Annotated in this window: 25 protein-coding genes; 9 read left to right on the top strand and 16 right to left on the bottom strand. The window is 37.5% G+C overall.

Annotated features, from left to right (window positions below; all coding sequences use genetic code 11):
* The 3 genes from B4237_RS05785 to B4237_RS05775 all read right to left on the bottom strand — a co-directional run.
* Positions 1–74, bottom strand: a 74-nt coding sequence (locus B4237_RS05785) for a hypothetical protein (RefSeq protein WP_286942114.1), incomplete at its 3' end; no start/stop codon positions are given.
* Between the two features lie 227 nt (positions 75–301).
* Positions 302–1,246, bottom strand: a complete 945-nt coding sequence (gene gshB, locus B4237_RS05780; RefSeq protein ID WP_278595767.1) for a glutathione synthase — start codon at positions 1,244–1,246, stop codon at positions 302–304.
* Between the two features lie 223 nt (positions 1,247–1,469).
* Positions 1,470–1,949, bottom strand: a complete 480-nt coding sequence (locus B4237_RS05775; RefSeq protein ID WP_004878070.1) for a glutathione peroxidase — start codon at positions 1,947–1,949, stop codon at positions 1,470–1,472.
* 177 nt (positions 1,950–2,126) lie between these two features.
* On the opposite strand from B4237_RS05775, the gene B4237_RS05770 reads away from it, so the two are divergent.
* Positions 2,127–2,579 carry a MarR family winged helix-turn-helix transcriptional regulator gene (locus B4237_RS05770; RefSeq protein ID WP_278595768.1) on the top strand — a complete coding sequence of 151 codons (453 nt, stop codon included), beginning with the start codon at positions 2,127–2,129 and terminating at the stop codon, positions 2,577–2,579.
* Entirely contained in the window at positions 2,580–2,777 is a 198-nt protein-coding gene (locus B4237_RS05765) for a DUF3565 domain-containing protein (protein ID WP_278595769.1), read from the top strand. It begins immediately after the preceding gene.
* Positions 2,778–2,823: 46 nt separating this feature from the next.
* Here B4237_RS05765 and B4237_RS05760 read toward each other — a convergent pair whose 3' ends face one another.
* The 5 genes from B4237_RS05760 to pyrE all read right to left on the bottom strand — a co-directional run bounded on the left by B4237_RS05760 (position 2,824) and on the right by pyrE (position 6,791).
* Positions 2,824–3,558 carry a hypothetical protein gene (locus B4237_RS05760; protein WP_278595770.1) on the bottom strand — a complete coding sequence of 245 codons (735 nt, stop codon included), beginning with the start codon at positions 3,556–3,558 and terminating at the stop codon, positions 2,824–2,826.
* Between the two features lie 4 nt (positions 3,559–3,562).
* Positions 3,563–4,699, bottom strand: coding sequence for an ATP-binding protein (locus tag B4237_RS05755; RefSeq protein WP_278595771.1), 1,137 nt, complete (start codon positions 4,697–4,699; stop codon positions 3,563–3,565).
* Between the two features lie 326 nt (positions 4,700–5,025).
* Positions 5,026–5,538 (bottom strand): DUF4145 domain-containing protein, encoded by a 513-nt coding sequence (locus B4237_RS05750; protein WP_278595772.1) that lies wholly within the window; start codon positions 5,536–5,538, stop codon positions 5,026–5,028.
* Entirely contained in the window at positions 5,489–5,809 is a 321-nt protein-coding gene (locus tag B4237_RS05745) for a hypothetical protein (protein WP_278595773.1), read from the bottom strand. The genes B4237_RS05750 and B4237_RS05745 overlap by 50 nt, the downstream gene beginning before the upstream one ends.
* A gap of 331 nt (positions 5,810–6,140) precedes the next feature.
* Complete coding sequence (gene pyrE, locus B4237_RS05740) at positions 6,141–6,791, bottom strand: orotate phosphoribosyltransferase (RefSeq protein ID WP_249570406.1); 651 nt, start codon at positions 6,789–6,791, stop codon at positions 6,141–6,143.
* 41 nt (positions 6,792–6,832) lie between these two features.
* Here pyrE and B4237_RS05735 point away from each other — a divergent pair, with 41 nt between their 5' ends.
* Both B4237_RS05735 and B4237_RS05730 read left to right on the top strand, forming a co-directional pair.
* Entirely contained in the window at positions 6,833–7,657 is an 825-nt protein-coding gene (locus B4237_RS05735) for an exodeoxyribonuclease III (protein WP_278595774.1), read from the top strand.
* Positions 7,658–8,089: 432 nt separating this feature from the next.
* Positions 8,090–8,440, top strand: a complete 351-nt coding sequence (locus tag B4237_RS05730; protein ID WP_278595775.1) for an arsenate reductase — start codon at positions 8,090–8,092, stop codon at positions 8,438–8,440.
* A gap of 59 nt (positions 8,441–8,499) precedes the next feature.
* Here the strand turns inward: B4237_RS05730 and B4237_RS05725 are convergent, their stop codons facing one another.
* Positions 8,500–8,937 (bottom strand): DUF2147 domain-containing protein, encoded by a 438-nt coding sequence (locus B4237_RS05725; protein ID WP_004878087.1) that lies wholly within the window; start codon positions 8,935–8,937, stop codon positions 8,500–8,502.
* 155 nt (positions 8,938–9,092) lie between these two features.
* Here B4237_RS05725 and B4237_RS05720 point away from each other — a divergent pair, with 155 nt between their 5' ends.
* The gene (locus B4237_RS05720; protein WP_004878088.1) at positions 9,093–10,004 is read left to right on the top strand and encodes an alpha/beta hydrolase; all 912 of its coding nucleotides are present in this window, start codon (positions 9,093–9,095) and stop codon (positions 10,002–10,004) included.
* A 282-nt stretch (positions 10,005–10,286) separates the two neighbouring features.
* The gene (locus B4237_RS05715) at positions 10,287–11,474 is read left to right on the top strand and encodes a GGDEF domain-containing protein (protein ID WP_278595776.1); all 1,188 of its coding nucleotides are present in this window, start codon (positions 10,287–10,289) and stop codon (positions 11,472–11,474) included.
* Positions 11,475–11,493: 19 nt separating this feature from the next.
* On the opposite strand, the gene B4237_RS05710 is transcribed toward B4237_RS05715, so the two are convergent.
* The 6 genes from B4237_RS05710 to B4237_RS05685 all read right to left on the bottom strand — a co-directional run bounded on the left by B4237_RS05710 (position 11,494) and on the right by B4237_RS05685 (position 17,730).
* Entirely contained in the window at positions 11,494–13,158 is a 1,665-nt protein-coding gene (locus B4237_RS05710) for an ABC transporter ATP-binding protein (protein ID WP_286942102.1), read from the bottom strand.
* 89 nt (positions 13,159–13,247) lie between these two features.
* A complete protein-coding gene (locus B4237_RS05705) occupies positions 13,248–13,946 on the bottom strand; it encodes a glutathione S-transferase family protein (RefSeq protein ID WP_278595778.1) in 699 nt (232 codons plus the stop codon).
* Positions 13,943–15,793, bottom strand: a complete 1,851-nt coding sequence (gene dsbD / locus B4237_RS05700; protein WP_278595779.1) for a protein-disulfide reductase DsbD — start codon at positions 15,791–15,793, stop codon at positions 13,943–13,945. The genes B4237_RS05705 and dsbD overlap by 4 nt, the downstream gene beginning before the upstream one ends.
* Before the next feature lie 83 nt (positions 15,794–15,876).
* Positions 15,877–16,644, bottom strand: a complete 768-nt coding sequence (locus tag B4237_RS05695; RefSeq protein WP_019385640.1) for a transporter — start codon at positions 16,642–16,644, stop codon at positions 15,877–15,879.
* Positions 16,645–16,676: 32 nt separating this feature from the next.
* The gene (locus B4237_RS05690; RefSeq protein WP_004878099.1) at positions 16,677–17,222 is read right to left on the bottom strand and encodes an ankyrin repeat domain-containing protein; all 546 of its coding nucleotides are present in this window, start codon (positions 17,220–17,222) and stop codon (positions 16,677–16,679) included.
* 145 nt (positions 17,223–17,367) lie between these two features.
* The gene (locus B4237_RS05685) at positions 17,368–17,730 is read right to left on the bottom strand and encodes an HPF/RaiA family ribosome-associated protein (protein WP_004878101.1); all 363 of its coding nucleotides are present in this window, start codon (positions 17,728–17,730) and stop codon (positions 17,368–17,370) included.
* Positions 17,731–18,103: 373 nt separating this feature from the next.
* Between B4237_RS05685 and B4237_RS05680 the strand changes: the two genes are divergently transcribed.
* The 3 genes from B4237_RS05680 to B4237_RS05670 all read left to right on the top strand — a co-directional run bounded on the left by B4237_RS05680 (position 18,104) and on the right by B4237_RS05670 (position 20,318).
* The gene (locus tag B4237_RS05680; RefSeq protein ID WP_278595780.1) at positions 18,104–18,829 is read left to right on the top strand and encodes an outer membrane protein OmpK; all 726 of its coding nucleotides are present in this window, start codon (positions 18,104–18,106) and stop codon (positions 18,827–18,829) included.
* Between the two features lie 131 nt (positions 18,830–18,960).
* The gene (locus B4237_RS05675; RefSeq protein WP_278595781.1) at positions 18,961–19,506 is read left to right on the top strand and encodes a GNAT family N-acetyltransferase; all 546 of its coding nucleotides are present in this window, start codon (positions 18,961–18,963) and stop codon (positions 19,504–19,506) included.
* Between the two features lie 71 nt (positions 19,507–19,577).
* Positions 19,578–20,318: a hypothetical protein gene (locus tag B4237_RS05670; RefSeq protein ID WP_278595782.1), complete on the top strand. Its 741-nt coding sequence runs from the start codon at positions 19,578–19,580 to the stop codon at positions 20,316–20,318.
* A 213-nt stretch (positions 20,319–20,531) separates the two neighbouring features.
* Here B4237_RS05670 and urtE read toward each other — a convergent pair whose 3' ends face one another.
* Complete coding sequence (gene urtE / locus B4237_RS05665; RefSeq protein WP_023012704.1) at positions 20,532–21,230, bottom strand: urea ABC transporter ATP-binding subunit UrtE; 699 nt, start codon at positions 21,228–21,230, stop codon at positions 20,532–20,534.
* Positions 21,231–21,235: the final 5 nt, after the last annotated feature.

Below are 21,235 nucleotides of genomic sequence, written 5' to 3'. Positions count from 1 at the left end.
GGAAAAACATGCCCACCTGTACCAGCGGCCATCATCATGACATGTTTGGGTTTGTTCTGTGGTGAATTGGTCACGGTCTAATTCTTCAACTCAAAAAGAAGGTTATCGTCTATTGTTTTCGGGAGTTATTTTAATCCTAAAGCTTCATTCACGAAAAGCGAATTTCACTTGTTTACAACAGAAAGCAGTGCTTTTTTCGATTCTTTGTTAAAAACAAGGTTCTGTCGATATCCAATTGCCCATTTGCTTGTCAATTTGGTACAAATTCAAACGGGCAATTCGGTCAAATAATGATTCTTATTTAGCTTGAGCGACCTGCTTCTAACACATTAAATAAATCATCCGCAATCGATGTTCCAAACTGGGCATCAATCTCACGGATACAGGTAGGACTAGTCACGTTAATTTCCGTCACATAGTTACCGATCACATCCAAACCAACAAAGACCAAACCTTTTTCACGTAAAAAAGGACCCACTTTTGCAGCAATTAATTTATCATTTTCAGTCAGTGGACGTGCTTGACCTAAGCCACCCGCCGCCAAGTTTCCACGCACTTCACCATTTTGTGGAATTCGCGCCAAGCAATATGGAATCGGCTCACCATTGACCATCAAAATGCGTTTATCACCTTCCACGATTTCAGGAATATAACGTTGTGCCATGATTGGACGTGTGCCCATTTCAGTGAGCATTTCCAAAGTCGAACCAATGTTTACCCCATCTTGATACAAACGGAAAATCCCCATTCCGCCCATACCATCAAGCGGCTTTACAATCACATCACCATGTTCTTTGATGAATTCACGAATTAGGCTTTGTTGAGACGTGACCAAAGTGGGTACTTGTAACTCTGGGAACTGGGTTGCGAACAGCTTTTCATTACAGTCACGTAGCGATTGTGGTTTGTTAATAATCCATGCGCCTTCACGTTCGGCTTGTTCTAAAATATAAGTGGTATAGACAAAGTTCATGTCGAATGGTGGGTCTTTACGCATCAATACAACATCGTAATCAGCCAATGGCTCTTTTTGCTTTTCACCCAATTCATAATAATGATCGTAATCTTCAAAGACTTTAAGCGGCGAAATCAAACCAAAGGCTTTACCTTGATCAATATATAAATCGTGTTGTAATGCATAACCCAATTCATGACCGCGACGGCTTGCCGCCCATAACATTGCCATCGTCGAATCTTTCTTGAGATTCACCGTTTCAATTGGGTCCATCACTACAAGTACACGCATAATTTAACGCTCATATTTTTAATCTTGGCAAAAAGTATAGCGAAGTTTAAGGATGATGTTTAAACAAGTTATGTAATTATTAAATCTAAAAAATTCTAATTTATTCAAATCACTAGATTCGATTTATTTAAATAGACGATTTTCTGAGTGATAAAAATTAAAAAATTACTGGTAGATGATTTCGATACCAGTAATTCGTGCAACATTCAATTTCAACATCGAATTAAGCCAAAAGTTTTTCAATATCTTTGGCAATTTTTTCAGGTTTAGTGATGGGAGCATAACGCTTGATCACTTCGCCTTTTTGATTGATCAGGAATTTGGTGAAGTTCCATTTAATGCTGCTTCCTAACAGACCTTTAGCTTCTGAAGTCAGGTATTGATACAAGGGATGTGCCGTTGGACCATTCACATCGACTTTGGCAAACATTGGAAATGATACGCCATAGTTGCGCTGACAGAAGCTGCCTATTTCTTCATTGCTTGATGGATCTTGATTGGCAAATTGGTTACACGGAAAACCGAGAATCACCAGACCTTGTTGTTGATAGTCCTGATATAGCTTCTCAAGCCCTTCAAATTGTGGGGTTAAGCCACACTGACTTGCAGTGTTCACCACCAATAAAACTTTGCCTTGATAGTCGGCTAAGTTCTTTTGCTCGCCTTCTAAAAGCTCAGCCTGAAAATCATAAATTTTGCTCATAGGTGTTTTCTCAACTATCCAATTGTGGGATTGCGCAAAATAGTTTGCTTAATCATTCAGCTCGTTCATTTAATATTGCACACAATTATCTTGTGTGCAAGTTTATTATACACAATATACTTTTGCGATTAATCAAACTATACTGTGAGCTAGCAAAATGACGTTGAGGAGCAAAGCATGACTGAATTTTCTTACTTGGATAATCAAGTGTGTTTTGCCATGTATTCCGCGACCAATGCGATGATTCGTCAATATCGTCCCTTGCTTCAGGAATACGACCTGACCTATCCGCAATTTATTGTGCTATTGGCTTTATACGAAAAGGACAATGTAACGTTGTCTGAAATTGGACAAAAGACCTTTTTTGATTCAGGCACGCTGACGCCAATTATTAAAAAACTTGAAGAAAAGCAATTTTTAAAGCGCATTGCGGTAAAAGAAGATGAGCGTATGAAGAAGGTAATCTTGCTGGAAAAAGCACTTGCTGCAAAAGATGAAATTACCTTAATTCCTTTTAAACTCGCTTGCTCTTTAGGTGTTGATCCGAATGATTTGGTGGCAATTCATAATCTATGCCATCGTTTTTTAAAGGGTTTAGAGGATTCTAAACTTGAAAGTTTGGGTGAATAAATGCAGCAAGCCATTGTTGGTTTTCACTTGGACGCCGAAGGACATTTTGTTGCTGATCTTGCTTGTGGGCATGGGCAGCATGTACGCCATGATCCACCGTGGCAGAATCGCCCTTGGGTGTTGACTGAGCAAGGGCGTAAAGAAAAATTAGGTGTGATGTTGGAATGTAAGAAGTGTGATGAAATGGGATTCGAATAAGAGATTTTATGTAAAATAAAATCTCTTAGCTCATATATATTGGAGACTATTCACTATTATTTAATAAGCTAAACAATTTTTTTGACCCAAAATAATCGAGTAACATTAGTGGAAATGAGCCTAAGATAGTGATGTTATCTGTAACATAAATATATTTTTCTTGTTGCGATCTAAAAATTTCTGTTTGTTCAATTGGTTCATCAGGATAGTTCAAATTATTATTAACTAAATAGTTAGCTTTTTTACAATGAAATGAAATAAGTTTCCCTTTTATCTCATCAGAATAGTTTGAGTAATTCTGTAGTTTCTGTAAGCCATATGTGTGAACAAAAGGCTTAAACTGCTTGAAATCTGACTTTTTATAAGTAGCATTCAGAAATAAATCTAGATCATCTAAATCTTTTATACACCGAATTGCTTCTACCATAGGGTAACTGATAAAAAGCTTACCTTGCTCACTTTCTTCATTAAAATACTCTAATAGGACTTCGATTTTCTGATCTAAAGCTCCACCAACATGACCATCGTAATCAAAGAATAAGTAAATTTGAGAGAACTCATCTCTTTCAAAATGGTTGAGATGAGGATTTTTCTCTTTAATCAAATGAAAGATATCTAAAAATGGATCATTAATAACTTCAGTATAGAGGTTATAAATATGTGTTTTATAAACAGCTTCAACTAAGTTGCTAGTCTGCTCGATTAATGAAGAGATGAGACTATTAGCAATTAGGCTCTCTGTTCTTTCACCTTCAAATACAAGTAAGATTTTATTATTCATTGTCTTACTCTATATTTTCATATTCTTGAAAAACTCCAGCCTTATACATCTTCTCTAAATTGTGAGCTTGTCTTAATTCTTTTGATGTCAAATTACAAAGAGGCTTAATGAGCTCATCTGTCATGACAAAGTAACAATCAGGTCTAAGTAAATCATTTGTCATAATAGATGTATTGTGAGTTGTTAAGACAACTTGAGCATTAGTTTGCTTTAGTTCCTTCACAATTATTTTTGAAAGATCATGATGGTAGTAGGCATCGAATTCATCAATAAAAACAAAAGATACAGTATTCTCATATTTGATTCTTTGTAGCCAAAAGTAAAAAATAGATAAAGCTTTTGTACCAGTAGAAGCGTTCTCAAAAAAATCAATTTTTCTTTTGCCAAAATCGAAAGCGATCCTTTTTTCACCTACTTTTTTATAAATAGATAATTTGCATTTAATTCCTGACGTATTAAGAAACTTCTCAAATTCAGGTAGTTTTCCTGCCTCGATAATGTCACTTGTAATACTTTTTTCTCCAGAGTTTAAACCGAGAAATATATATGAGTTCGCTTGTTCAACAATTCTAAAAAACAGCATCTTGTTGACAAAGTTTATAAGCTCAAAGAATGCCTGATTAATAGGAGTATCATCTAGAACTGTATTATTTTTCACATATGAAATTATAGAAATACTAGCATGGCCAATATCAGTTTTTAGCGTTTCAGCTCCTTTCAGATTAATATATGAATTGGTCGACTCATCACGATTAATATATAAAACCTTATTATCATCAATCAATAACTCCTCAGAAATTAGTACGTTATAACCTGATTTAACGTATACATATACAACCTTTTTCCCTCTAAGGAAAAAGGTGTATCTAAATTTAGCCTTCTGTTCTTCATTTGCAGCATTTAGATAATTTGCATATGTAGAAGGCCTAAACTCTTTATCTGTTAAGTGTCCAACTATATCGAATATGGCTAATCCAAGATTAGTTTTACCTGTTCCATTCTGACCATATATAATTGATTTATTGATAGTATTATCTTTTATTGACTCTGTGTTGAAATTATAGTTTTTTACATCTGATAAGTCGAAAACCATATTTTCGTTGAAGCCTTTAAAGCCGGAAACTTCAAATTTAGATAACATAGCTTTTAATCTTAATATTTAAAAAATACTACTTTAGCATAGTTGCCGTAATTTTTTTACGGCAAATGTTGTTTTTTATCTGTTAATTAGTTAGTATTTAGTAGAAGGCTCCTTATGATGCTTCTCATACTTCTCTATTTTTTATGGGGTTTTATGAGTGTCAGTTCTCTCAACTGAGATAGCTAATGAGGTGTTATATGAAAGCAAAAACTGTTCGAGTTTGTGCATATCGTAGATATCGTAATGGTGTATGGGAAGATGTTTGTTCCCATATGAGATCTTTACCTAGGTAAGGATCTCATCAAAGGAGCCTTCACTAATCTAGTTTAAATAGATCTTTTTGCTTTTACTGGTCCTTTTTTCTTTCTAATCTCTTTTGCTAATTTTTCTAACTTCTGCTTAGGCTCATAAATTTCATTAAGAATATGATTCATAAACTCATAAGCATCAAAAACATCATCAACTGAAATTTCAGAATTAGCATGACTACCAGCATTCCCTAACCATTTTAGAGCATAAAGTATATTTTCAAGTTCACCTAAAATAGCTTTATGATTTTTTGCTTTTGCAATTCTAGCATCAAGAGGTAAACGAATATTTTTGCCCGGCTTTCGAGTAATTCTAGGAATACGAAATTTTGTTAATAAGTTTTCAACTGCAGCTCTGACTTTGTTAGCAGCAGAACTAGGAGAGTGTAAGGTTAAAGAAAATGCTTCGAGTAACGAATTTTTTACACTTTCAGGGCATTTCTCAGGAATTTTGAAAAAATGAATCGCAGGTATAAAAATTTTAGGGGGTGTGGAAGCAGTAATATTCTTGCTCAAATTCTCCATATTCATTTTCTATCTGCTCCCAATCTACATAACCTGTACCTGAGCACATAACAGCTTCTTTACAATTAGAGTTATTACAAGAAAAAACTGTGATAAATACTGAAGTTAGCCATTCTGGCTCCCAATATTCACTTTCCTGCATTTTTTTAGATTGAGCACTATCTTCGGAATGAAATTTTGTTTCATCGAGCTTTAAACTATGATTACCACATGTTGGACAAGGGAAAATAACATCATCGGTTTTCTTGAAAGATCTTTTAAATAACAGTCTATCCATGATAATAGCGTCAAATAGATTAAAGTCTTTTATGTTAAACACTTAATAAAATTTTCACCAAATTAAATATAATTTTTATATGTGAGAGTTTTTTGACTGTACATATTCGAAAGATTTTCTAAAATTAACATAATATACATTATATGAAATATTTTTTATTTTCAAATAATTATCAAAATTTTAACCAAATAAAAACTAGGATTCAGTGCATAAAACGGCTTTTACATAATTTTTCACGTTCCACGCTTATTTTTTAATCATTATTTCCAATAATTCATTAATTAAACTCAATAAAAAAGGAAGCTTTCGCTTCCTTTCCCACATCTAAACCTTAGATCCCATATTTCTCACGATAAGCCTGCATATTGGCTAAAGCGTCTTTTTCGCCTTTTGCATCCAAATAATCCATCAAATCTTTCATTGTGATTAAAGCATGCACTGGGATTTCAAGTTCTTTTTGCACTTCCTGAATCGCAGAAAGCTCACCTTGACCACGTTCTTGACGGTCTAATGCAACCAACACCCCTGCAATGGTCGCACCTGCATTTTTTAAGATGGTCACAACTTCACGAATCGCAGTCCCCGCAGTGATCACATCATCAATGATCCAAACTTTCTGACCTGCAACCGATGCACCAACCAATACACCGCCCTCACCATGATCTTTGGCTTCTTTACGATTAAAACCCCAAGGAACACTCTTGCCATGTACTTGAGACAACGCCACCGCAGTCGCTGCAACAAAAGGAATACCTTTATACGCAGGGCCAAAGATCACACCGACATTGTCACACTGAACCAATTTATCGGCATAGCCTTGTGCCAACAAAGACAATGCTTCACCATCGTTTAACAAACCAGCGTTAAAGAAATAAGGACTGACACGGCCTGATTTTAAGGTAAACTCACCAAATTTAAGCACTCCACGTGATAATGCGAGTTCGATAAAAGCTTGCGGATGAAATGACACAGGCGTTGTCATATAAGGTGCTCCAAATTCTTCAATTGAGGTTAAACAGACGTATGATACCAAAGGATAGCTATCCAAGTGATGTAAAAATTCTTCGAGTCGTTTCAATTAACGTAAATGGCTTGCGCGCATCAGTCACCAAAGGCTTGCTCGAATGGTTAGAACAGTCTGGTGCCGATGTGGTATGTATGCAAGAAAGCCGCATTACCCACGAACAATGGACTGATAAATTTAAACCTGAAGGTTGGTACACTCACCTTTTCCCTGCTGAACGTGCAGGTTATGCAGGTACGGCGATTTATAGCCGCTTGCCCTTTGTCTCAGTCAAAGATGGTTTAGGTTTTGAACTTGCGGACTCTCAAGGTCGTTTTGTTACTGCAGAATTTGATTTAGGTCTGTCACATCCTGTTCATATTGCTTCTTTATACTTGCCATCAGGTTCAAGTGGTGACGAAGCACAAGCACGCAAAGATTTATTTCTACAAGAATATGCGGAAATACTAAAAAAATGGCGAGATGAAAATAAATCAATCATTGTGTGTGGTGACTACAATATCGTACATAAGCGTATCGATATTAAAAACTGGTCAGGCAACCAGAAGTCATCAGGTGTTTTGCCGCATGAACGTGCATGGCTCGACCACATTTATGATGAGTTAGGCTATGTCGACACCTTCCGTGAGGTACGACCTGAATCTGAATTGTATTCATGGTGGTCAAATCGTGGTCAAGCGCGTGCGAAAAATGTAGGTTGGCGTATCGACTACCATGCTTGCTCACCGGACTGGAAATCGCGTACCGCAAACGCATGGGTCTATAAAGAACAATGGTTTAGTGACCATGCACCTGTGATTATCGACTATAAAATACACGAATAAGTGAACAAGTGTTCACTTTGACCGCTTCTTTAGCTTACATCCCGTGTCGTTTTTTGTGTATTTTTATTTACCCCCTGTAACGGCATTATAGCACCACGGCACAGGGAAGCGGTCAGGATGACCACAAAGGGATAGGACGCCGTAGGAAGGAAAAATAAACTTAGTTTAAGTTTATTTGCAAGGATGAGACATTGGACGTTGAAATGAGACCCGCATGATCAGGAAGATTAAATGCGGGTTTTCTCTTTTTTAGATACTAAATATTTTTTACTGACTTTATCCATCGCATTTTTATTCAATTCATCTGATCAATTTGGTCACTCCTTTTATCTCTTTCATCGATCAACTGAATAAAAAATTTCAACTGGCACAGCGCAGCCTTTTTACGTTAGGCTTTAGGCATATCTTTTTGTTATTTTCTGTGGTTTTCGCATGTTTAAAATTTATGGTATTAAAAATTGTAATTCAATGAAAAAAGCCTTTGATGCATTGCAGGCAAAAGGCATCAACTACGAATTTCATGATTATAAAAAGCAAGGCATTGATGCAGGCACTTTAGCGGTCTGGTTAAAAGAGATTGGTGCTGACAAAGTTCTAAATAAAAAGGGCACAACATGGCGTAAACTCACAACAGATGAGCAAGCTCACGCTACCAGCAATGAACAGAACCTCATTGAAACGCTTATGGCTCAGCCAAGCCTAATCAAACGCCCTGTATTACAAACCCCACAAGGTTTTGTGATTGGCTTTGATGAGGCGAGCTATGAGGCATTATCAGCCTAAGCTGAATATAAAGATAAAAAAACCGAGCTAAAAAGCTCGGTTTTTAGTGCTATGAAATCTTAGTTCACGCGAATCCATGTTTGGTTACGACCTAAAGCTGCAATACCGATATAACCACGTAATTTCAGTTTTTTACCGCCTTCAATCATTTCAGCTTTTAACTTGTATGTCTTACCATTTTTAGGATCAATGATTGAACCATTGTCGTAGTTCGTACCACCGACATTTTTCAAGCTATGAACAATCGTCACGCCTTTTAGTGGTTTGTTGTGGTAAGTGCCTTCACATTTAGAGCAGGCATTTTCTTGACCAGCAACTAAATATTTTTGAATCGATGCGGTTAACGATCCATCTTTTTGTTCCGTAAATTTTACAATTGCCTTTGGTTGTTTTGTTTCATCATCAATTGTTTGCCAAACTGTACCATTCAGCGCATCCGCCGCATTGGCAAAAGTTGTTAAACCGAGCAATCCAAATGCTAAAGCAATTTTCTTCATTTTTGTAATATCCTTAAGGGGGTCTTTTCAAGACCAAGAGTATTGGGAACTTCAATCAATATTGCAATTCTTGATTATGACTATTTGGTATAACCTGACGAGTTCATGAACTAACTCTACTTATTATTATACTGATCTAACAATATGGAAAAATTATGAAATTTGGTACTGTTTGGAAATATTATTTTACTGAATCGTTACTAAAGGCGACCATTCGCACGCCAAGTCAGTTGAATTTAGCACCGAATGCTTTACGACCAGTTCTCGATCAACTTTGTCGCTTATTTCCACAAAATCCAACAGTACAAATTCGACCAATTCGTTTGGCTGGTGTACGTGGTGAAGAAATTAAAGCGCAAGCATCTGCAACGCAATTGATCTTTCATATTCATGGCGGTGCATTTTTTCTTGGTAGCTTAAATACTCATCGTGCTCTGATGACTGATCTTGCTGCGCGTACTCAGATGCAAGTGATTCATGTGGATTACCCTCTTGCACCTGAACATCCTTACCCTGAAGCGATTGATGCGATTTTTGATGTCTATCAAGCACTACTCGTTCAAGGGATTAAACCAAAGGATATTATTATTTCAGGTGATTCTTGTGGTGCCAATCTCGCGCTTGCACTCTGTCTACGCCTGAAACAGCAACCCGAACTCATGCCGAGTGGTTTGATATTGATGTCGCCTTATTTGGATCTGACACTGACCAGTGAATCGCTACGTTTCAATCAGAAACACGATGCATTGTTATCGATTGAAGCTCTACAAGCAGGTATCAAGCATTATCTAACCGATGATATCCAACCAGGCGATCCGAGAGTTTCTCCCCTGTTTGATGATCTTGATGGCTTACCACCAACACTGGTTCAGGTCGGTTCTAAAGAAATTCTGCTGGATGACTCAAAGCGTTTTAGAGAAAAAGCTGAACAAGCAGATGTCAAAGTTCACTTCAAACTCTACACAGGGATGTGGCACAACTTCCAAATGTTTAATGCATGGTTTCCTGAAGCTAAGCAAGCATTGGCAGATATTGCGGAATTCGCACATTCGCTTGACCTAGACTAAGCTGATCAAAATATATGCAAAAATGGTCAGCTATGTCTGACCATTGTCACTCTTAATTCATTTTTGTCATTATAAAATAAAAATCATCGGATATTTAGATAATAGACCGTTTTTCAAAGAATTTTTCCCTTTCTATTTTGCATTAAAAAGTCTTTAGCTAGACTTCATTCTCATTCCAAAGATGTTATTGTTATTTTAACAGTCATTTCTCGATAATTTTGATGACGAATTTACACTTATAAAGTTTCTTAGGAATCTCATTGCATATAAGGATGCATGCCAATGATAAAGATTCGATTTAAGGATTTAGCAAATACAGAAAAATGGAATTTTTCGCAGCTTTGGGAACATGAACCATTAATCAATTGGAACATGTTAAGAAAAACAATTTTGCTGCTAATCCTTGCTTCATTAATGAGCCTTTTTGGGATTATTTGGGACAGTTTTGTTCTACTGAATTCTGCGACATGGCAATGGGTTAATTTACCTTTGGTTCGTTCTAAATTATGGACCAATCTTATTATGCTCTGCGTATTTCTGAGCATGATTATCCCTTGTTATTTCTATAAAGACAAAAAATGGGTTCAGAATATTATTCCTATTCTAAGCGTACAGGTTTTTACGGTACTGCTCTGCCACACAGGCTATTTAATCGGTAGTTTTAGTCCAGCAACCATGGTTGCTTATGTCAGTGTAGTGGGTGTTGGATTGGTCTTGTTTGATCGTAGAATGATTTATTGCGCCCTCGTACCTGCAACTATAGCGCTCTTATTTTGTAGTTTTTTAAGTATTTTTGGCATATTAACTTACGCGCCAATCTTTAAGCCTGAAGTGTTAAATCAAGCGCAAATGCACCCATTTTGGGTCGGCAGCATGTTTTTCTTTTTACTGCCTATTTTAATTGCTTGTTTATATCTTTTTGAAAGCTTACTCACCCAGTGGCGTACTCGCGAAACAGCTATTCAGGTGTTAAGTCGCCTTGATCCACTGACCAACGTGATGAATCGGAGAAGTATTAGCAATCACTTAGAGAAGCTATGTCAACAGCCAGATCAACTGTATTCAGTTGTTTTGTTGGACCTAGATCATTTCAAAAGTATTAATGATCATTTTGGTCACAATATGGGAGATCAAGTGTTGGTCCAAGTAGCCAAATGTCTTTCAGATAATATTCGTGATCAAGATATGATTGGTCGCTTTGGCGGGGAGGAATTTATTTTGTTACTTCCAAATACCACCACACCCCATGCACAAAATGTTGCTGAGCGCTGCCGCATGGCGATTTCCCAGCTGATTTTCACTACCGAAGATCATCAGGAGTTTTCAGTGAGTGCCAGTTTTGGTATTAGTAGCTCATTGAGTGCAGACGAGCCGCATTTAGTGATTAGTCAGGCAGATCAGGCCCTTTATGCAGTAAAAGCCGCTGGGCGTAATCAAGTAAAAATATTTACGGATTTAGTGGCGAATTAAAAATGATATATAAACCAAGTTATGATGACTCAATTTTAAACAGTTTCTCAACATTAACGACCTCATCAGCTAACTCAATACACCCTTTGAAGTGTGTAATCACGATAAGGGTCTCTATTTGATCATGGAGAAAATTTAAAATCTTCATCGCAGTTTTAGTATCTAGAGCTGAGGTTGGTTCATCTAATATCATGAGCTTAGGCTTTTTTAAAAATGCCCGTAGGATATTCAAGCGTTGTTTTTCCCCACCAGAGAAACTCTTTATACATTCATCAATCTCGCTATCAAGCGATAGTTTATGATCAATTAAAATGTTTTCCAAATCAAAGTAACGTATTAATTCAATCAGCTTTTGATCTGTATATTGATGGGTGGAGTTATAAATTAAGTTCTCTCTAAGAGAGCCACTGGTAATTGTTGCACTCTGACCAACAAAAGCAACTTCATCAAAAATTTTATTTGAATAACCACCAGTAACATCAAGATCTTTATAAAATAGTTTCCCATTGAGCGGCTTATGAGCGCCTAGTAAATAGTGAATTAAAGTTGATTTACCCGTACCCGTTCTGCCAACCACGGCGTACATTTTATGCTTATAGAATTTGAGATTGATTGCTTGGGTTGATTTTCCGCCAATTTGCAAGATGGCTTGATCAAAATAAAATAATCTATCTTTCTCTGCTTCTGCGAAGCGTTGATTATTCAATTGATCCTTATCCAATTTGAAATAGTGATAAAATTTTTCAATCGCCACCATATTTCCAGCGAGCAAATTAATTTGCTGAGAAATCATTAGAGAAGGCGTTGTGAGCATCATGATATAAGAGCTAATCATGACCATGTCTCCAGTGGTAATTGCTCCTATTGAAAATAATTTGGTTGAAATTAAGAGAAAACCTAATAAAAATAAGAAAATAAAACCAATTTGCAACACCATTAATGCCGCAATTCGTGAGTGGCTATAAAAACTTTGGTCAACAAATCTTTTTACGCTCTTCTCAAAATGAGCAACCTCAAAATCAACAGCATTATTTACTTTAATTTCATAAGCATGATTAGCCTTTTCTAGAAACCGTCCCTGTAACGTGTTTCCAATCGAATATAACGGTTCATAGTAAGCTTTACTTTTACGATTAATAAAGTTTGAAATAAAGAAAAGTAATACCGCTGCACTGATAAATCCAACAGAAAAAGCAAAGCCAATATTTAAGAATAAGATATAACTTATAAAAAATAACTGAAGAATAACAGGCACAAAAACCAACAATATTGCAAAGATAATCATGGAAAATGCTTTGCTTGCACGGACTGCCTCTGCATTAAAAATACCGATATCAATCTTATCTTGCTGTGTCTTTTCTATTCTTAAATAGTTACTTAATCCTGTAATTAAAATAGAAGTTTCTTGTTTTGCTGTAATCAGTCCTGCTAAAGCATTCTTAACCCACTCCAACACTTGTGAAAGTAACCATGCAAAACAATAAGAAATCACTAAAAGATAAATAAAACTTATATTCTGATTCTGGTGGGTATTATCAATAATCAATTTTATAAAATAAGGCAGAATTGCACTCACTAAACTTGTTAGTGCAACCAAAATACTCAAAAAAATTAAATGTTGCCTTTCATTTTTATAAAATAAATTAGAAGCACGCCATATTTCTTTAAATATCTTAAAAAACATCGCGTAACCTCTCCTATTATTGGCTTATTTTTAAACCATAATAGTATTTTAGTTTTTAAATATAGACCTGAACCTTTATGTAATTTTATCTATTTTTGTAGATATTCCTCACGATTCTGACGATACGGTTCGTCAAAAGGTACGTACATTTGCTCTTGTTTGGCTTCGTCAATCCATTGTTGCACTGATGCAAGCGCTAATATTTTTTGCATATACATTTGGCTCGACTGAGAAATCGGTAGCTGATAGCACACGAAACGCATGACCACTGGTGCATAAAATGCATCGGCAATACTAAAATCACCACACAAGAAGCTGTCTTCACTTGGACGTTCAGACCAAATTTGATCGATTCGTGCAACTTCTGCACGTAATTCAGCATTTTCATTCCACAATTGTTGTCCAATATGCGCCAAATCAGCTTCGACATTCATCGGACAGAAATTACGTAGGTTTTGGAAGCTGCTGTGCATTTCAGCGCTAATTGTCCGCGCTCTTGCACGTAATTTTTGGTCTGTTGGTAATAATGCTTTTTCAGGATTTTGTTCTGCGACATATTCACAAATCGACAGACTATCCCAAACTACTATGTCACCATCAACCAAAGCGGGCACTTTACCAGTGGGATTGAGCTTTAAAATTTCCGTTTTGAATTCACTGTCTGGCTCAAGGCTATCAAAGCGAATCAAATGTTCTTCAAATGCAATATTGGCTTGTGTTAATAAAATCCACGGACGCATCGACCATGTTGAGTAGTTTTTATTTCCTATAAATAGCTGATAACTCATGATGATTTCTCTTTTAATTGTGCAAGCTGTTGCAGTAATTCAGATTTCTGAAATGCACCTGTTAAACGTAAAGTACGTATTTCTTTATGTTGCTGATCCAAGAACAAATAAGTAGGTGGTCCTAGAATATCCCACTGACTCAATAAAGCTTGATGTGATGCATCATAGTGGCTCAGATCAAGCTTAATCAGATAATACGGCGCAAGCGCGTTTTGGACTTCTGCATCTTTTAAAATACGATGCTCAATCGGCTGACATGCCACACACCAATCTGCATAAACATCAATCACAATCATACGATCAGTCGGTGCTGAAGCAAGAATTTGATTAAATTGATCAGCACTGTTGGCAACATGCCATTCGGCTAACTTGTCTGCTTGTACCGAACTAAGATTTTGGTAATGTTGATATTGATTGAATGCGAGTGCTGGAATCACTAAAACCAGCAATACAGCATACAGCCATTGTAGTTTGTTTTTTTGACCAAATAAGCGATAAACCGCATAAATAATAAAGGCGAGGCCTAAAATCAGACTCAAAATTTGGATCGCTAATTCTGGCAGGATTGGACGAATGAAATAGAGACTAAGTGCCAACATCAAAAAGGCAAAAATGATCTTGATTTGATTCATCCAATCGCCTGCTTTTGGCAACACACGAGAGCCAAGCACACTTGCCAACAGCAAAGGAATCCCCATTCCAAAACCCAGTACAAAAAGCAGTAAAGCTCCCTGCCATTGATTTTGAGTTTGGGAAATAAATAGCAGTACACCTGCCAAAGGTGCGGTCATACAGGGTCCGACCAATAGCGCCGAAATCATCCCCATGATGCCTGCGCCCACCAAGGTACCACCCTGTTGTGCTGACTGCATTTGATCCAGTCGATTGACCCATTTTTGCGGTAATTTGATTTCAAACAAACCAAACAAATTTAGTGCAAACACCACAAACAATAAGCTAAAGGCAATCAGGGTTGCGGGTTGCTGTAACCAACGCTGAAAATTCAAACCTGCTGCTGATGCGATCATACCTAAAACAGCGTAAACCAGCGCCATACTCACCACAAAAGTAAATGCAATCGACCAAGCGCGAACGCCTCTATGCTCACGAACAAGCAACGACGTGAGAATTGGCAGCATCGGCAATGAACATGGGGTAAAAGCCAGCAATATGCCTAAGCCAAGAAATAATAATAGGCTATAAGCCAAAGAGTGCTGTTCCAAACGACTTGACCATTTTTGGTCTTGAGCCATAACCGTACCGTCAGTTTGCTCAGATGAGGTTGCATTACGTGCTTGTTTAGTAGTTTCTAACGAAGTGACCTGAGTATCTAAAGCATTGGACGATCGTGCGAGATCCAAAAATCGTTTTTGGGCATTTGGATTGGTATTTTGTACACTGACCAAACCATCTACATCAGTTTGAAATTCAATATTTTGTGGAGGGTAACAAATACGATCTTTGGCACAGCCCTGCCATGTGACACGATAGTGTTGTGATGCTTGAGTGGGAATATCAAATTCGACTTGTTGATAATAAACTTGGCTATGACCATAGTTTTCATCATATTGATCAACAGCTTTTGGAAAATTAAGTGCAACCGCTTGATTACCTTGCTGTACTTCGAATTTGTGCTGATATAAATAATAGTTCGGCTGAATCGTCCAATGTAAACGCGCTTGATTGGTCTTGGTCGATTCAACTGAAAATGTAAATGCATCTTCAGGGCTTAGTAAAGTTGCTGAATTGTCTTGCGCATAAGTCAAAGACCCGCAGAGTAATAGCAATGTTCCAATAAAATAACTTATCCATTGGGAACTGCGTTCACCCTGAACACACATTTTCATTATTTTCTCTCTGATGTGCTCCGAGACCTCATTTCAGTGCTTCAAAAATCATAGAAACAGGAATAACTCAGAGCATTTTTTCATTAAAATAAAACAGATACGCCTAAGCCACCATTGTAGCTGCGTGCGTCACCATTTAAATCGACACCAACGCTTGCATCTAATTGTGCACGGTTATTGATCGCGTAAATAAGTCCTGTACCTAAGCCATATTCATAGTCTTGACTTTCAGCTTTACGGTAAACAAATTCAGAATAACCTGATAATTTACCTGCAATTTTATAATCAATCGTTGGAATTGCGGTTACAGCCCAATCACTATTTTGTGCTTCGTAACGCATGGTAATTGATGTTCCGATGAGATCGCTAAACTTATAAGCGACCGCAGACGTTAAGCTATAAATGTCATCATGCGCTGTAAATTCATCGTTCCCTGTCGCAATAATTGCTTCAGCCAACAAAGCCATCGTTAAACGATCATCTTTTAAATCAATCGCCTTTTTTAGACCAACACTTACATCGCCTAAACCATTCGTTTCTTTGGTTTTACCCGCACGTTTATACTGTTGCCAAACTGGACCTTGCCAACCAAGTTGTAACTCAAGCCCATCCGCAAGACCTGTACGTAGCAACATATCGCCATTTAAAGTAACTGTTTTGGTTTTCTCACCATCAATCGTATCTTCTTGGTAACTTGCAGATGGTAAACCTTGCTCCCAAGCGAGTTGACCTACAGGTGTAATGCCTGTGCTGATCCCTGAACCTGGACGGTCAAAAGAAAAGTCTGCCGCAAAAGCTGTGCTTGCCATCATTGATACGGCTACAACGCCCAATGTCTGAATTTTTTTCATCATTATCCCCTGTTTCATTCTGTTGGCTAAGCTTATGCCGTTAGCTCTTTTGACATTTTCGCACCATTTTGACGGAGCAACTCTAGCGTTTCGCGCTCTTCTTTTAATGACTCTGACCAATCAATTTCATCAAATTCACAATCAAAGAATAGCTGACTAATAGACGATAAAATAGTTAAGCCCTCTTCATCGCGGGTATTTGGATCAACTTTTTCATCCAACAAACGTTGTACAACTGGCACACATGCTGAACTTGCTGCATCCCAAAGTGGACCATAAAACTCTTCGGCATCCCATAAATGCAGGTTTGCTTTTGCTTTAATCAGTGCATCTAAAATATCTAAATAGACTTGGAGTTCTTGTTGTTTTTCTGTCTCACTGAGTGGTTCACCAGCTTCATATGCTTCGCAAATCTTTTCCCACCAAGCAAATAAACCATCACAAATCATTGAGACAGGAGGACCTTGTTCAGGATCAATAAAATTTGGGTCGAGTCCTTCAGCAAGCAAAGATTGCACTTGGTTTAAGTCGAGTTGTTGTATGGCTTGCACCAAGGTCTGCTGTTGGTTACTTAACATGACCAATTCTCTCAATATTTTTAATGGTTCTATTATGCCGAATATCCTGACAGGTTTTTATAAAACGACCCAAAAATCATGTATAAATTTGATACACACATAAAAAAAGCCCAACTAAGGGCTTTTTTTATGTCTTTACCGACATTTACGCTTCGTCATCGACCTCAACATCGACATATTCTGGTAAGCCACCACGATGATGGTCTTTTTTCTCATATAAATGTTCCAAACTACGTTTCAGCTTATCGATAGCACCATGAATAGATGCATCAATATTGGCTGCTTTATGAGTCACAGCAATTGGCTTCATTCCAGCTGGACGAGCTTCGATCATACAACGTTTGTCATGATCGCCCGTTTTCTCCCCATTCTCATCACTAATATGAACCGAAAAATGTGTAATACGCTCGCTATAGCGTTGAAATTCTTGCGTAAGTTCTGCACGGACATAACTAATTAAACGTTCGCTACCTTGAATGTTTTTATCTGTACGGATTTCAATATTCATAAATATCTTCCTCTCTTTTCTGTGAGACGGTTCTACGAAACTTTATTTATTCAGCACACTTTGAGCATGCATTCATTCAGTGCAGTTGTATATTTTGATTATGTAAATGCTTGTCGTCTCCTTGCTTCACATCTGTTGCGTTTCAGTCATTTAGAAGATCTTCTCTCATTCCAATATCTGTCTTTCCTTATAAATATGCAAGCTGATTTTGCAGATTTTCATCGAAATATGATTAAAAAGTCAGCGCTCAAGCCCTGTCTTTTAAGCTGATTTTTGCCGTATACAATTCTTTTGAGCATTTGGTCAAATTTGGCTTTATTTTTGCTTCATAACTTGTATGCTTTACACGCCTTTTGTGGGGGAGATTTTTTAAATGCAATTGAAGCAACTTGCGGCTACATGTCTATTGGTATCTACAGCAGCTTTCGCTCAGGCGAAACCAATTTGGCAGGATTTCAGCTTAACTGGTTTATATGGTGAAAATTACGAAGTTGTTGATGAAAAACAAACAACTTTGACTGTTGAATATGCGGCAAAAGTTAAATATGCCGATGTATTCTTTTTTATGGATCGCATGCGTGGTAGCGACGATCATAAAAGCACTTATTTCGAACTTTCTCCACGTTTAAGCCTAGGCGAAATTTCAGGTCAAAAACTTGCTTTTGGTCCAGTGAAAGATGTTTTGATCTCAACGACTTGGGAAAGCAACAATGATGATTTCTCTAGTTTTGATAACTTCTTATACGGCGTAGGTTTCGATCTTGCAATTCCATATTTCCAATATGCGAATGTAAATTTCTATCGTGCAAACAACGAAAAAACTGCTGATGACTATCAAATGACGATCGCATATGCATTGCCATTTAAAGTATCTAACGAAGAGTTCTTGGTTGATGGTTTCCTTGACTGGTCTACGGGTGAGAAAGATCACGCGAGCGAACTCAACTGGACAACACAATATAAGTGGAATGTCGGTAAGCACATTTCACCAGACACTCGCTTATATTTAGGTGTTGAACATTCTGTTTGGAATAACAAATTTGGTCTTAAAAACCGTGATGAAAACAACGTCAGCGCTTTGATCAAGTACCATTTCTAAGCTGATTAGAATGAAAAAAACAGCAAGGGATTCCTTGCTGTTTTTGTTTGTATCTATCATATTGGAATCACTTGATATTTCTCGTATTGAAATATGATTTAATTTTTAATCTGCTTTTGATGGTCTCACCCATGTCAGCTCTGCTTTCACTTGCTCCAATAACACTCTCATCAGATTATCAAATTCGTTTTGCTAACTTGCATGATCTCGAACAAATTCTCGCGATATATAATGCAGAGATTTTAAATGGAACAGCGAACTGGAACGATCAAGCGGTTTCCTTTGTAGACTACCAACAACGTTTTCTAACCTTACAAGAACAACAATTTCCAATGATTGTGGTTGAGGATTTGCAACTCAAGAAAATCGCGGGCTATGCCTATTATGCAAGTTTTCGGAGTATTTCGGGTTATCGTCAAACAATTGAACACTCTGTGTTTATCGATCCAAGTTATGCCCGTAAAGGGATGGGAAAAGCGCTCATGCAACAATTGATTCATCTGGCAAAACAGCAACAGATGCATATCATGCTTGCCGCAATTGATAGTGAAAATATGGGTTCAATTGTGCTACACGAACAGCTTGGTTTTGTACAAACGGGTTATATGCCCCAAGTTGGACAAAAAAAGGGAACTTGGCGAGACTTAGTTTGGATGCAACTACAGCTCAGCAACTAACAATTTCATCACAGCGCAAATCCATCATCATTGGATAAACTATTGCCAAAGCAACTTTAAAAATATTGAAAATGATTAAAATATCTCAGCTCAGTTTAATCGCCATCACTGCCATTATTTCCGCAAGCAGTTTTGCTGAATCTTCTTTTGCAGAAGAGTTACAGCAAGGTTGTGCCAAAGTAAAACAATACGCCCAGCAAGGTAAGAAGTTCTACGATCAAAAGCAGTATGCTAAGGCAGTAAAGCAATTTGAAGACCAAGCAGCGTGGGCACATTTCTGTAAATTAAATGCAGATGAAAGTGGTATCCAAGTCAATGATCGTGATATAGAAATCGCCAATAATAATGTCGGTTTAAGCTATGCCAAACTTGGAAAACCACAATGGGCCAGAGTTTGGTTTCTAAGAGATAAAGACTCGAAAACCAGTCAATACAACTTAAAACAGCTCCCAAAACCTCAGATCACCAAAGACTTACAAGGTACTTATGTCCGAGCCAATGGTTTTGGGCAATGGGACTACATCAAGGTGAGTAAAAAGCAAAATAAATATGAAATCGATTTTGATGGTTATTACTTTGGGCTTAGAGGTCTAATTTATGGTCCAAATATGGGTCAATTTGATACCAACATGCCTGTTACTTCAAAGCAAGCTAGCTATCGTTATGAAGATTGCACAATCAAACTACAGTTTTTAAATGACCTACAAAATGGTCAAAAAATCGAGGTTGAGCAAAATAATGGTGATTCAACCTGTGGCTTTGGACACAATGTTTATGCAGGTGGCACGTTTTATAAGGTTGAAGGCATATAAATCTAGTACCAACCATTCGATTTTCTAAATTGTATTTACCCACCATCCACTATTGTGGCAGGCGGCATGGATGTCGCCTTGTTCGACTGCGGTTACAAGGACGTACCGTCAGTCGAACAAAAGATTTTTGTTACTTTTGATCTTTCAAAAGTAAAATATATCACTCAGGCACATGACTTAGAAAACATCTAAAAAATCATTAGTTGAAGAATATTAAATCGCCACCAACTCCCGAATCCCTTTTTCAGGCATTTCCTCACCTCTCCCATGAGCAACGACTTGCCCACGCGCCATTACCATATAGGCATCCGCGAGCTCTTCGGCAAAATCATAAAATTGCTCAACCAAAATAATTGCCATTTCCCCTTGATCAGCGAGTTTGCGAATCACTCGACCAATATCTTTAATGATGGATGGCTGAATGCCCTCTGTGGGCTCATCCAGAATCAAGACACGAGGTTCTGATGCCAAAGCCCTCGCAATCGCAAGTTGTTGTTGCTGACCACCTGATAAATCACCACCACGGCGATGTTTCATTTCATCAAGAACAGGAAAAATCTCATATAAATGGCTTGGAACTTTACGTGTTTTAGCCCCTGAAAATTTAGCCATACCAATTAAAATATTTTCCTCAACGGTTAATGTCGAAAAAATATCACGACCTTGGGGGACATAAGCTAAACCCGCTCGAACACGTTGCTCAGGTGTCATTTTTGCGATGTCTTTACCATCCAATAATATTTCGCCCGACTTAATCGGCAGAATCCCCATCAAGCACTTGAGCAATGTGGTTTTTCCCACCCCATTACGTCCAAGCACAACGCTACATTCACCGACTGGGGCTGACAAAGACACATCACGAAGAATATGACTGCCACCATAAAACTGGTTGACTTGTTTAACTTCTAACATGGCAG

Origin of the sequence: Acinetobacter sp. UBA6526 (assembly GCF_002434875.1) — a bacterium.
GTDB classification, from domain to species: domain Bacteria; phylum Pseudomonadota; class Gammaproteobacteria; order Pseudomonadales; family Moraxellaceae; genus Acinetobacter; species Acinetobacter venetianus.
The sequence above is the reverse complement of the archived record's forward strand: the minus strand, read 5'-3'. Positions and strand labels throughout refer to the sequence as shown.

Coding starts and splice junctions, on each gene's coding strand:
- gshB (WP_278595767.1), bottom strand. CDS start 1,246: ATGCGTGTACTTGTAGTGATGGACCCAATTGAAACGGTGAATCTCAAG.
- B4237_RS05775 (WP_004878070.1), bottom strand. CDS start 1,949: ATGAGCAAAATTTATGATTTTCAGGCTGAGCTTTTAGAAGGCGAGCAA.
- B4237_RS05770 (WP_278595768.1), top strand. CDS start 2,127: ATGACTGAATTTTCTTACTTGGATAATCAAGTGTGTTTTGCCATGTAT.
- B4237_RS05765 (WP_278595769.1), top strand. CDS start 2,580: ATGCAGCAAGCCATTGTTGGTTTTCACTTGGACGCCGAAGGACATTTT.
- B4237_RS05760 (WP_278595770.1), bottom strand. CDS start 3,558: ATGAATAATAAAATCTTACTTGTATTTGAAGGTGAAAGAACAGAGAGC.
- B4237_RS05755 (WP_278595771.1), bottom strand. CDS start 4,699: ATGTTATCTAAATTTGAAGTTTCCGGCTTTAAAGGCTTCAACGAAAAT.
- B4237_RS05750 (WP_278595772.1), bottom strand. CDS start 5,538: ATGAATATGGAGAATTTGAGCAAGAATATTACTGCTTCCACACCCCCT.
- B4237_RS05745 (WP_278595773.1), bottom strand. CDS start 5,809: ATGGATAGACTGTTATTTAAAAGATCTTTCAAGAAAACCGATGATGTT.
- pyrE (WP_249570406.1), bottom strand. CDS start 6,791: ATGACAACGCCTGTGTCATTTCATCCGCAAGCTTTTATCGAACTCGCA.
- B4237_RS05735 (WP_278595774.1), top strand. CDS start 6,833: ATGATACCAAAGGATAGCTATCCAAGTGATGTAAAAATTCTTCGAGTC.
- B4237_RS05730 (WP_278595775.1), top strand. CDS start 8,090: ATGTTTAAAATTTATGGTATTAAAAATTGTAATTCAATGAAAAAAGCC.
- B4237_RS05725 (WP_004878087.1), bottom strand. CDS start 8,937: ATGAAGAAAATTGCTTTAGCATTTGGATTGCTCGGTTTAACAACTTTT.
- B4237_RS05720 (WP_004878088.1), top strand. CDS start 9,093: ATGAAATTTGGTACTGTTTGGAAATATTATTTTACTGAATCGTTACTA.
- B4237_RS05715 (WP_278595776.1), top strand. CDS start 10,287: ATGATAAAGATTCGATTTAAGGATTTAGCAAATACAGAAAAATGGAAT.
- B4237_RS05710 (WP_286942102.1), bottom strand. CDS start 13,158: ATGTTTTTTAAGATATTTAAAGAAATATGGCGTGCTTCTAATTTATTT.
- B4237_RS05705 (WP_278595778.1), bottom strand. CDS start 13,946: ATGAGTTATCAGCTATTTATAGGAAATAAAAACTACTCAACATGGTCG.
- dsbD (WP_278595779.1), bottom strand. CDS start 15,793: ATGAAAATGTGTGTTCAGGGTGAACGCAGTTCCCAATGGATAAGTTAT.
- B4237_RS05695 (WP_019385640.1), bottom strand. CDS start 16,644: ATGAAAAAAATTCAGACATTGGGCGTTGTAGCCGTATCAATGATGGCA.
- B4237_RS05690 (WP_004878099.1), bottom strand. CDS start 17,222: ATGTTAAGTAACCAACAGCAGACCTTGGTGCAAGCCATACAACAACTC.
- B4237_RS05685 (WP_004878101.1), bottom strand. CDS start 17,730: ATGAATATTGAAATCCGTACAGATAAAAACATTCAAGGTAGCGAACGT.
- B4237_RS05680 (WP_278595780.1), top strand. CDS start 18,104: ATGCAATTGAAGCAACTTGCGGCTACATGTCTATTGGTATCTACAGCA.
- B4237_RS05675 (WP_278595781.1), top strand. CDS start 18,961: ATGTCAGCTCTGCTTTCACTTGCTCCAATAACACTCTCATCAGATTAT.
- B4237_RS05670 (WP_278595782.1), top strand. CDS start 19,578: ATGATTAAAATATCTCAGCTCAGTTTAATCGCCATCACTGCCATTATT.
- urtE (WP_023012704.1), bottom strand. CDS start 21,230: ATGTTAGAAGTTAAACAAGTCAACCAGTTTTATGGTGGCAGTCATATT.